This is a genomic window from Cohnella cellulosilytica, assembly GCF_042431195.1.
Taxonomy (GTDB): domain Bacteria; phylum Bacillota; class Bacilli; order Paenibacillales; family Paenibacillaceae; genus Cohnella; species Cohnella cellulosilytica.
This window is the reverse complement of sequence record NZ_JBHMDN010000037.1, coordinates 40313-51220: the sequence shown is the minus strand read 5'-3', so window position 1 is coordinate 51220 and position 10908 is coordinate 40313. Positions and strand designations below refer to the sequence as shown.

Annotated in this window: 9 protein-coding genes and 1 rRNA gene; 1 reads left to right on the top strand and 9 read right to left on the bottom strand. The window is 55.5% G+C overall.

The window, feature by feature from the left end:
* The 4 genes from ACFFT4_RS25710 to gyrA all read right to left on the bottom strand — a co-directional run.
* Positions 1–79, bottom strand: a 16S ribosomal RNA gene (locus ACFFT4_RS25710); the annotation flags it as partial.
* A gap of 555 nt (positions 80–634) precedes the next feature.
* The gene (locus ACFFT4_RS25705; RefSeq protein WP_378051855.1) at positions 635–1360 is read right to left on the bottom strand and encodes an MgtC/SapB family protein; all 726 of its coding nucleotides are present in this window, start codon (positions 1358–1360) and stop codon (positions 635–637) included.
* A gap of 195 nt (positions 1361–1555) precedes the next feature.
* On the bottom strand, positions 1556–2632 hold the full coding sequence (locus tag ACFFT4_RS25700) for an HD-GYP domain-containing protein (protein ID WP_378051854.1): 1077 nt from the start codon (positions 2630–2632) through the stop codon (positions 1556–1558).
* Between the two features lie 49 nt (positions 2633–2681).
* A complete protein-coding gene (gene gyrA, locus ACFFT4_RS25695) occupies positions 2682–5153 on the bottom strand; it encodes a DNA gyrase subunit A (RefSeq protein WP_378051852.1) in 2472 nt (823 codons plus the stop codon).
* A 137-nt stretch (positions 5154–5290) separates the two neighbouring features.
* Here gyrA and ACFFT4_RS25690 point away from each other — a divergent pair, with 137 nt between their 5' ends.
* The gene (locus ACFFT4_RS25690; protein WP_378051851.1) at positions 5291–6061 is read left to right on the top strand and encodes a YheC/YheD family protein; all 771 of its coding nucleotides are present in this window, start codon (positions 5291–5293) and stop codon (positions 6059–6061) included.
* 51 nt (positions 6062–6112) lie between these two features.
* Here ACFFT4_RS25690 and gyrB read toward each other — a convergent pair whose 3' ends face one another.
* Genes gyrB through dnaN form a run of 5 tightly spaced genes read right to left on the bottom strand, consistent with a single transcriptional unit; the run spans position 6113 to position 10845 of the window.
* Positions 6113–8026, bottom strand: a complete 1914-nt coding sequence (gene gyrB, locus ACFFT4_RS25685; protein ID WP_378051850.1) for a DNA topoisomerase (ATP-hydrolyzing) subunit B — start codon at positions 8024–8026, stop codon at positions 6113–6115.
* Positions 8027–8054: 28 nt separating this feature from the next.
* Positions 8055–8300 (bottom strand): extracellular matrix regulator RemB, encoded by a 246-nt coding sequence (remB, locus tag ACFFT4_RS25680; protein WP_378051849.1) that lies wholly within the window; start codon positions 8298–8300, stop codon positions 8055–8057.
* A 17-nt stretch (positions 8301–8317) separates the two neighbouring features.
* Positions 8318–9436, bottom strand: coding sequence for a DNA replication/repair protein RecF (gene recF, locus ACFFT4_RS25675; protein WP_378051848.1), 1119 nt, complete (start codon positions 9434–9436; stop codon positions 8318–8320).
* A 43-nt stretch (positions 9437–9479) separates the two neighbouring features.
* Positions 9480–9695, bottom strand: coding sequence for a ribosome maturation protein RlbA (gene rlbA, locus ACFFT4_RS25670; RefSeq protein WP_378051847.1), 216 nt, complete (start codon positions 9693–9695; stop codon positions 9480–9482).
* A 10-nt stretch (positions 9696–9705) separates the two neighbouring features.
* Positions 9706–10845, bottom strand: a complete 1140-nt coding sequence (gene dnaN, locus ACFFT4_RS25665; RefSeq protein WP_378051846.1) for a DNA polymerase III subunit beta — start codon at positions 10843–10845, stop codon at positions 9706–9708.
* Positions 10846–10908 lie beyond the last annotated feature (63 nt).

Here is a 10908-nt window from a genome sequence, read left to right as displayed (position 1 = left end):
GCAAGATAGTCCGCTCGACTTGCATGTATTAGGCACGCCGCCAGCGTTCGTCCTGAGCCAGGATCAAACTCTCCATAATAGGACTCACCGAAGGTGATGTCCAACGCGTTTCGACGGCAGGGTTCCGTTAGGAATCCCGAGAGTCGAAATCGCGACTTACAGAGCCTTTGAAGCTCAATTCTTGCTGGTTACCGTCTTTCGACGATCGTTTGTTTCTTACGCTCAATGTTCAGTTTTCAAAGAACAATCGGTGTTACTTTTTTGCCCACCGCGCTAACGGCGACTTTCATAATATATCACATTCATTTTTTCAGTGCAAGTGTTTTTTTGAAAAGTTTCTACCCTCAAAAAACAAAATCCTACTCGTTGTTTTCCGGATAATTCGGATCGTTCCAAATCTTCGCCAGTTGCTCTCCCGAATGGATCTCGATTACCGACGAATCTGCTTTGGACGTATTGGCAAAAAACAGGGCCAGCGCAGCGTACGCAAATCCCGCAACAAGCAAAGCTCCTCCGGCTGGACATTTAAACGTCTACCAAGGGGAACGGAACGTCCTGCGACGTCCTTGGAATCGGCGGGATGACGAAAAAGAAACCTCTAAAGGCAACGGGCCCTTAGAGGTCTCGACTGTGACTACCCCGAATTCGAGGAACTTTGCTGGAAGGTCATAACATCGGGATGAAGCGCCAATTCATCGACGAATTGCACAAGCATGTTTTCGTTGGCCACCTTCACGGTAAGATGAATTTTAACGCAAGGCTCTCTTGGTTCAGGGCCGAACGATTGCTCCTCTTTATTGACCGCCATATCTACGATAACGATCCCGTTTTCTTCGATCACTCGCACCACTTCTTTTACCGTTCCGGCCCGGCAGCCTATTTTCATCTCCATCTTGATTTTGCGTTTAACGCTGAAGAACCGTTTCTCCCAACGATTAAGCAGGAACAAACAGAAGAGAACGACAAACGTCGTGAGCAGGGAGACGAAGTAGAAGCCCGCTCCCACGCACAGTCCGATTGCGGCCACAACCCACAAGGAGGCGGCCGTGGTCAATCCCGAGATCGTAAACCCGTTGCGCATAATCGCGCCGGCGCCCAGGAAGCCGATGCCGCTTATCACTTGCGCAGCAAGCCGTGCCGGGTCCATCCTGACATTCAGTTCGTCCGAGAACTGGGAGAAGCCGTAGATAGACAGCAGCATAATTGCAGTCGAGCCGACGCACACCAGAATATGCGTCCGGAACCCGGCGGCGCGATTGCTCCATTCCCGCTCCAACCCGACGAATCCGCCGGCCACTACCGATAATACGACCCTCAACGCCAGCTCCCAGTGTGAAATCGCCCAAACCCCATGACCCATCATCGTTTTCCTCCATCTATAGTTAGACAAAGACACCGATTCTGTTCTGCGCTTTCCCCCATGGAAAGCACACAACCGAATACGGCGTCTCCTCATCTCAAGCCCGTCTTATTTAATGCTATCCCTATCCTGAATCGTCTCCGACAAAAACGCGTTCGTCATCCTAAGGATGCCGCAGGCGTTTTTGCTTGCCGATTATTTCGTAGAGAACACTTCGCAAATATACCATTGGCGGTTAAGCCCAAGATTGACGATCTGGCCGTTGATCGAGATCATCGGACGAGTCGGATACTGACGGTCGGTAAAAACGATCTCGCCGATGCGGCCATCGTTGAGCTTGACGAACACACCGTTATGAAACTGCGTCGTTCTCTCGATGAAAGTCTGCACGTATAGAGGGTCCAGCTTGCCGAACGATCCCGCGTACAGCTCCTCGAGAACGAGATACGGCGATTCCGCTTTGCGATAGTTCCGATTGGAGGTCATCGCATGGTACATATCGGCGATCGCTACGATCTTGGCGTAAGGATGGATCTTCTCCCCTTTGACCTTCATCGGATAACCGCTGCCGTCGATCCGCTCATGGTGCTGCAGCGCCGCAAGCCATATGCCCTGGTTAAAAGAAGCGATCCCCTCGAGCAGCTTGAATCCGTATACGGGATGCTGCCTCATTTCCTGAAGTTCTTCCGAGGTCAGCTTGGACGGCTTGTTGAAGATCGCTTGATCGACCTTCACGTTGCCGATGTCGTGAAGCAGCCCGGCCATCGCGATCGGCAGCCAATCTTTCTCGGGGAACTTATTCCACTTGGACAGCTGATAGGAAGTCAACGCGCACAGGACGCTGTTGCGAATAAGCACATCCGGCTCTCCGGCCGTCGGAGGCGCCGAGAAGGTTAATACGTTATATTCATCCATATGCGCGATCAACGCGGTTAATCCATTGCGCAGCTCGAGCACCGGAATTTTCTGGCCGGAATTCACCATCGATATCGCGCGCTGCAGCACCTTCTCCATCAGCAGAAATTCCTGCTGCAAGGAAGTGAGCTTCGTTTCCACGGCTGCCGCGACCTCGCCGGTGCTCTCTTCGACCGAAGGCTCCTCCAGTCCGCTGCGAATGATTTCCACGCTGGGAATAAGGAAGGCTTGGAGAATTTCCCTATCCCTGTCCGACAGGATGCGCCCTTCCTGCAGAAGCACGCTCCCCAGAGCGGTCTGTACGTCGCTGCCCAGTCGATCGCCTGTCTGTACCTGTGTAATCGGAATGATCGGCATACCGCATCTCCCTCTCCAGCCTGCGACTCTTGAACAAGAAGACAGCCGATTAGCTGTCTCCTTCTTCGCCTTCGATTTCTTCGGCGTCCGTCTCGTCCTCGCTTCTCGGGGCCCGCGCTACGGTAGCAACGGAATCCTCGTCGCGAATGTTGATCAGCTTGACGCCTTGCGTAATTCTGCCCATCGAATTGATGCCGGACATGCTCATGCGGATCAGCGTTCCGGAAGAGGTCATGATCATCAGATCCTCTTCGTCGTGAACGACCTTCAAGCCGACGATTTCCCCGTTTTTATCCGTCACGTTCAGCGTCTTGATCCCTTTGCCGCCGCGAGTCTGGGACCGATATTCCGTCATCGGGGTCCGCTTGCCGTAGCCTTTGGCCGTTACGATCAGCACGTCCTGCTCCGGCTCGACGACATCCATGTCGATGACTTTATCCCCGCCGTCCAGTTGGATGCCCTTCACGCCCGTAGCGGAACGGCCCATGGCGCGAACGTCCTCTTCGGAGAAACGAATGGACATGCCGTGGCTCGTTCCCATCACGATCTCGCGGGAGCCGTCCGTCAGCTTGACGCCGATCAGATCGTCGTCCTCGCGCAAGGAGATCGCGATGAGGCCGACTCTGCGAATGTTCGCGTAATCGTTCAAAGGCGTCTTCTTGACGATCCCGTTTTGCGTCGCGAAGAAGAGGAAGCGGTCGGGCTCGAACGATTCGACCGGGATAACCGCGTTGATCGTCTCGCCCTGCTCAATCTGGATCAGGTTGATGATCGGCGTTCCCTTTGCCGTACGGCTCAGATCCGGAATTTCGTAAGCCTTCATCCGGAAGACGCGGCCCTTGTTCGTAAAGAACAGCAAGTAGTGGTGGGTGTTGGAGATGAACAGATTTTCGATAAAATCCTCATCCTTGGTGCCCATTCCCGTAATGCCTCTTCCTCCGCGCTTCTGACTGCGGTAAGTGGAGACCGGAAGCCGCTTGATATACCCGGCATGGGTCATCGTTATGACCACATCGTCGCGCGGAATGAGATCCTCGTCGAGAATTTCATCGTCGCTGACCGTAATTTCCGTGCGGCGCTCGTCGCCGTACTTCTCCTTGATCTCTTCGAGCTCCTCGTGAATGATGTCGTTCACCAGGTTTTCGTCCGCGAGAATGGCTTTGTACTCCGCGATCTTCGCCAGCAATTCCGCGTACTCCTGCTCGATCTTCTCGCGTTCCAGTCCGGTCAGCCGCTGCAGACGCATCTCCAGAATCGCTTGCGCCTGATCGTGCGACAGTCCAAACCGCGATATCAAGCCGTCGCGCGCTTCGTCGGTCGTGCGGGAAGCGCGAATCAGCGCGATGACCTCGTCCAGATGATCCAGCGCGATGCGCAAGCCTTCCAGAATGTGGGCTCTCGCTTCGGCTTTCTTCAGATCGTATTCCGTGCGCCGGCGGATAACTTCCACCTGGTGCAAAATATAGTTTTGCAGCACGTCCTTCAGGTTAAGCACCTTGGGCTCGTTCTTGACCAGCGCCAGCATGTTCACGCCGAAGCTCGTCTGCATCTGCGTCTGCTTATACAGATTGTTAAGCACGACCGTCGGCGTCACGTCGCGGCGCAGCTCGATGACGATCCGCATGCCGTTGCGGTCGGATTCGTCGCGCAAGTCGGTAATGCCGTCGATCTTCTTCTCGCGCACCAGCTCGGCGATCTTCTCGACGAGTCTGGCCTTGTTCACCTGATACGGAATCTCGTGAACGAGAATGCGCGCTTTGCCGTTGTTCTCCTCGATCGTCGCCCGCGCCCTCATCGTAACCGAGCCGCGGCCCGTCGCATACGCTTGGCGAATGCCGACCCGGCCGAGAATAAGACCGGCCGTCGGGAAGTCGGGACCCTTGACGTATTCCATCAAGTCGTAAGGCGTCAATTCCGGGTCCCGGAGCAGCGCCTGCGTGCCTTCGATAACCTCCTTGAGGTTATGCGGAGGGATGTTGGTCGCCATGCCGACCGCGATGCCTGTCGTACCGTTCACGAGCAGGTTCGGGAATCTAGCCGGCAATACGACGGGCTCCGACTCTTCGCCGTCGTAGTTCGGCTGGTAGTCGATCGTCTCCTTGTTGATATCGCGAAGCATCTCCATCGCGATCTTGGACAGCCGCGCCTCGGTATACCGCATAGCCGCGGCGGAGTCTCCGTCGATCGAACCGAAGTTCCCGTGGCCGTCGACCAGCATGTAGCGAAGGGAGAAATCCTGCGCTTGACGAACCATCGCTTCGTAGATCGAGGAATCGCCGTGAGGGTGGTATTTACCGATAACTTCTCCGACGATTCTCGCCGATTTCTTGTAAGGCTTGTCCGGCGACATCCCCAGTTCGGACATCGCGTAAAGAATACGTCTTTGCACCGGCTTCAGACCATCCCGAACATCCGGAAGCGCCCGGCTGACGATAATGCTCATGGCGTAATCCATGAACGATTCCCGCATCTCGACCCCGATATCGCGGTCGCGAAGCTGGGAGCGTTGTTCTTCCGACATGAAGATCCTCCTTAGCGAATATACAAGCAGAACGCGCTTGCGAATCTGTACACCGCAAGGCGTATACCGTCATAGATTAGTAAATATGCAATAATTCCATTATACCATATTCCTAGGGAAAGGTTGGATGAACCTGCATGCCGATCCAGCGCGTCCGCAGCAAACGGGCCAAGACGAACGCCCTGATGGCCGATCCCGAGCTTAGAGATTACATTCCCGCCACCGAAAGCTTCGACCGCCGCACCGTGGAGCGAATGTTGGAGCAATTCGGAATGATCTATGTCAAACCCGTCAATGGAACGTTCGGCCGGGGCGTCATCCGGATCGAGAAGCCGGAGACCTCCTCCGCTTACCGCTTCCAGTCCGGGGAGAGGCGTTACGAGTTTCCGTCGTTCGACGGAATGTACCGCAGGCTTCTAAGTGTGAAGAAGCCGAGGGCCTACTTAAGCCAGCAGGGAATTCATCTTCTGAAATATCAAGGGAGAAGCTTCGATCTGCGCGTCATGGTCCAGATCAATCCCCAATCCGTCTGGGAGACGACCGGCATGATCGGGCGCGTCGCCCATCCGCGGAAGATCGTCACGAACTATCATGCCGGCGGAACTCCTGCACCGGTCCGGACGCTGATGGCCGAACATCTGACTTCCGAGCAGTGGCCGCCGTTCGAAGACCGTCTGCGCAAGCTTGGCGTATCCGTCGCTGCGGCGCTGGCCCGAAGATTCCCGAGATTAAAGGAAATCGGCATCGATATCGCGGTGGACGAGAGCCTTAAGCCGTGGATTCTCGAGGTGAACACGCTGCCCGACCCGTTCCTGTTCAGGAGGCTGCCGGACAAGAGCGTCTTCCGCAAAATCTACGCCTACGCCGTCTCCTACGGCCGGTTCAAGTCTCGCAAACGCAGGGCGTAGTCCGCACAGGGGGTATCTCCCTTGAGAGATACCCCCTGTTGATTCTAGCGCTTATACGTCCAGATTTTTGACGTATCGAGCGTATTGTTGGATGAAATCCCGGCGGGGTTCGACGTTGTCGCCCATCAAGGTATCGAACATGAGGTCGGCTTTGATCGCGTCTTCGATGCGCACCTGCAGCATCGTTCGGGTAGCAGGGTCCATCGTCGTCTCCCACAGCTGCTCCGCGTTCATCTCGCCAAGACCTTTATAACGCTGAATGTTCAGCTTGACGCCTTCGCCGAACTCGGCGATCGCTTCGTCCCGCTGCTTCTCGTTCATCGCGTAGCGGACCGTCTTGTTGCGCTCAATCTTGAACAGGGGCGGCTGGGCGATATAGACGTAACCTTCCTCGATCAGCTTGCGCATGAAGCGGTAGAAGAACGTCAACAGCAACGTGCGAATATGCGCTCCATCGACGTCGGCGTCGGTCATGATGATGATCTTGTGATAGCGTGCTTTCGCAATATCGAAATCGTCGCTGATCCCCGTCCCGAGCGCCGTAATCATCGCCCGAATTTCCAGGTTGGACAGGATTTTATCCAGACGCGCCTTCTCGACGTTCAGAATTTTACCGCGCAGCGGCAGGATCGCCTGGAAATGACGGTCCCGTCCTTGCTTGGCCGATCCGCCCGCGGAGTCCCCTTCCACGATATACAGCTCGGAGATCGAGGCGTCCTTGGAGGAGCAGTCGGCCAGCTTGCCCGGCAGCGAGCTGACCTCGAGCGCGCTCTTGCGCCGCGTCAGCTCCCGCGCCTTGCGCGCCGCTTCCCGGGCTCTTGCCGCCTGCAAGCCCTTGTCCATGATCTTCCGGGCGACGGCCGGATTCTCGTCGAGAAACTGCAGCAGCTTCTCGCTGAACAGCGATTCGACGATGCCGCGCACTTCGCTGTTGCCGAGCTTCGTCTTCGTCTGTCCTTCGAACTGCGGCTCGGGAATTTTCACGGAGATGATCGCCGTCAGACCTTCCCGCACGTCGTCTCCCGACAGATTGGACTCGCTTTCCTTCACGAAGCCCATTTTCCGCGCGTAATCGTTAATGATCCGCGTCAGGGCGCTCTTGAAGCCGGACTCGTGGGTGCCGCCCTCGTGCGTGTTGATGTTGTTCGCGAACGAGTACAGGTTTTCGGAGTACCCGTCGTTATATTGCATCGCGACTTCGCAATGAATGGCATCCTTCGCGCCTTCGACGTAGATCGGCTGCTCGTGCAGCGGCTCGCGAGTCCGGTTCAAATATTTGACGAACTCCACGATCCCTCCGTCGTAATGGAACGAATCGTGCATATCGGTGCGCTCGTCCGTCAGCGTAATTTGAATCCCCTTATTCAGGAAAGCAAGCTCGCGAATTCGGCCGACGAGAATTTCGTAGTCGTAGACGGTCGTCTCGGTGAAAATCTCGGGGTCCGGCTTAAACCTCGTCTGGGTTCCCGTCTCGTTCGTTTCCCCGATCACCTTCAGATCGTACTGCGGAGCGCCGCGGCGATATTCCTGCTGATGGATATGCCCGTCGCGCTTGACGGTGACGATCACTTGCTCGGATAACGCGTTCACGACGGAGACGCCAACCCCGTGCAAGCCCCCGGACACCTTGTACCCTTCGCCGCCGAACTTGCCGCCCGCGTGGAGGACGGTCATGACGACTTCAAGCGTAGACTTCTGCAGCTTCGCATTCAAACCGACCGGAATCCCCCGGCCGTTGTCGATGACGGTAATGCTGTTGTCCTCGTGTATAATGACGTCGATCCGGTTACAATAGCCGGCCAACGCTTCGTCAATGCTGTTGTCGACGACCTCCCACACCAGATGGTGCAGTCCTTTGCCGCTGGTCGAACCGATATACATGCCCGGGCGCTTCCGGACCGCTTCCAGTCCTTCGAGCACCTGAATCTGACTTTCATCGTAACTATTCTGTTGATTAACGGACAAACCTTCCACCGCCTTCTTTACGTAACAGCTACCCTTCCAAGACTCGCGTTCTCTTCTTCAAAGTGGACGCGGAGATCGGAGAGTAATAAACCTTGTGCTCCGTGACGACGATCGACTTGGGGTCTTCTTCTCCGATCGTTTCGACTTCTTTATTCCTCTGCGCATGCAGAACGAACTGCCGCGACAGCTTCGAGGACTGTTCGATCGAAATATCGAAGATCGCAATAAGCTGCGACGTTCGGATAATCTTTTCCCCGCCCAGATGGATGTACACGAAGTTCCTCCTTATCGCTAGCGCAGCAATTGGCCGTCTCTCACGTGAAACAGGGAGGCGTCCTTCAATCGGCTCATGTTGACGCTCTCCAGCCCGGTTGTCGTGATGAAGGTCTGCACGCGGCTCTGGAACGTCTCGATAAGCTGCGTCTGCCGAGTCTGATCCAGCTCGGACAGCACGTCGTCGAGCAGCAGGAGCGGATACTCCCCGATCTCTTCGTGCATCAATTCCAATTCGGCCAGCTTAAGCGACAGCGCTGCCGTTCGCTGCTGACCCTGGGAACCGAAGGACTGCACGTCCTTGCCGTTAATGGCGAAACCCAGATCGTCGCGATGAGGACCGGCCAGCGTCGTGCCCCGCCTGAATTCCTGTTCCTTGCTCTGTGTTAACTTTATCATAAATTGCCCAAATAAAGAAGATTGATCTTGGTCCCCCATGCTATCCGCAGTTCCGAACGAAGGTTTGTATTCCACAGCCAGATGTTCGGTTCCTCCGGTAATCCCGGCATGGATCTTTTCCGCCCACTTCTGCAGCTGTACAATAAAGTTTTTCCTTTTTTGCATCATTTTAACACCGGTCCGGGCAAGCTGTTCATTCCAGACATCCAACATTTCCGGAGAAGCCCGCCGAATGTCGGTCGACTTCAGATAGTTGTTCCGCTGCTGCAGGATTTTCTGGTATTGCTGCATGTCGTACAAATAACCGGGATGCACCTGGCCGATCTCCATGTCCATGAACCGGCGGCGCACTCCCGGTGCTCCCTTGACGATATCCAGATCCTCCGGGGCGAACAGCACGACGTTAAGCGTGCCGACGAAAGTGCTCAGCTTGCGCTGCTCCAGACCGTTGATCTTCGCTTTCTTCCCTTGCGCCGACAACTGCAGCTCCAGGCTGACGTCGCCCATCCGGCGGGTCATCTCGGCCCGAATAACCGCGGCCCCGCGGTCCCAGCCGATCAGCTCCTTATCCTTCGAGGTGCGATGCGATTTGGTGAGCGACAGCACGTGGATCGCTTCCAGCAGGTTCGTCTTCCCCTGGGCGTTCGGACCGATGAAAATATTGACGCCGCCCTCCGTCGTCAGCTTGACGGAATCGTAGTTGCGATAGCCTTGCAGCTCCATCGCTTTTAACTGCATTCCACATTCACTCTCCAACCGGCTTGCCGAAAGCCCCAGCGCATTACCGGGTTTCGATCGCGAACGATCCGTACCCTTCCACTTCGACGGTGTCCCCGACTCTTAGCTTGCGCCCTCTGCGGTTGTCGGGTTCTCCGTTCACGAGGACGCGCTTTTCCTGCAGAAAAAATTTGACTTCCCCGCCGGTTCCGATGCAGTCCGCCAGCTTGAGAAATTGTCCGAGCGTAATGTATTCGGTCAAGATTCCGATGCTCTTCATCCGCTTCTCCTCAATTCGTCGTCCGGTAGGGAAGAATGAGATGCAGGCTGAGCTGATGGTCGTTCGGCCGGATAATGATCGGGCTCATCGAACCGTTAAAGCCAATGAACAGCTCCTCGCTGTCGATGACCTTCAAGACGTCGAGCATATATTTGGAGTTGAAAGCGATCTTGAGCGGCTCGCCGCGCATCTCGCTGACGCTGAGTTGTTCCGTTACTTTGCCCAGCTCGGAGGAGCTCGACGAAATTTCGATGCCGCCGTTTTCGGTCGTGACGAGACGAACGATGTTCGTCTTCTCCTCCCGGGAGAGCAGATACGCCCGGTCGATCGAGTCGCTGAGCTGTCTCGTGTTCAGGACGAGTTCTGTTTTGAAGCTTTGCGGAATAATCTTTGAAGTATCGGGATAAGTTCCGTCGAGCATTCTCGAATAAAACAGCACGTTGCCGAGCTTGAACAAAACCTGGTTCTCGGCCACCACGATGTCGACCATCACGTTCTGGTCGGGCACGATCTTCGAGAGCTCGCTCAGCGTTTTTCCGGAAATAACGATATTGGAAAACCGCATATCGTCCGACGCCACCGTCGATTGACGGCTGGCCAGGCGGTGGCGGTCGGTCGCCACGAATTTGAATTCGCCGTCGTGCAGGTTCCAGAGAACGCCGGTCAGGATCGGCGTCGATTCGTTCGTCGTCACCGCGAATACCGTCTGCCGGATCATATCCCGCAGCAAATCTCCGGGAATCGAAACGATCTGCTCTTCCATCAGGGAAGGAAGCACCGGGAATTCCTCGGGATCGAGGCCGACGAGCTGGATCTCGGTCGCTCCGGACGTAATCATCGTCTGGAACCTTTCGCCGACTTCGATATGTACTTCTTCATGCGGCAGCTTCTTGACGATTTCCACGAAAAATTTGGCCGTCAGAACGACGCTCCCCGGCTTAACGACGGTAGCGATCGTCTTGTCTGCGGTCTCAAGGGGAATAAAGCTCTGGATCGAGATGTCGGTGTCGCTCGCCGTCAGCGTAATGCCGGAGAAGCCAGCGTCAAGCTTGATGCCGCTCAGAATCGGAATGGTCGTTCTGGAGCCGACGGCTTTGGATACGTGTTGAATCGCTTCGTTCAATTCGTTGCGCAATATCGTAAATTTCATGAATTCACCTCATCGATTTGTCTATTGTAGCATGTTTTAAATATTAAGTCGTAGTAGGGGCCC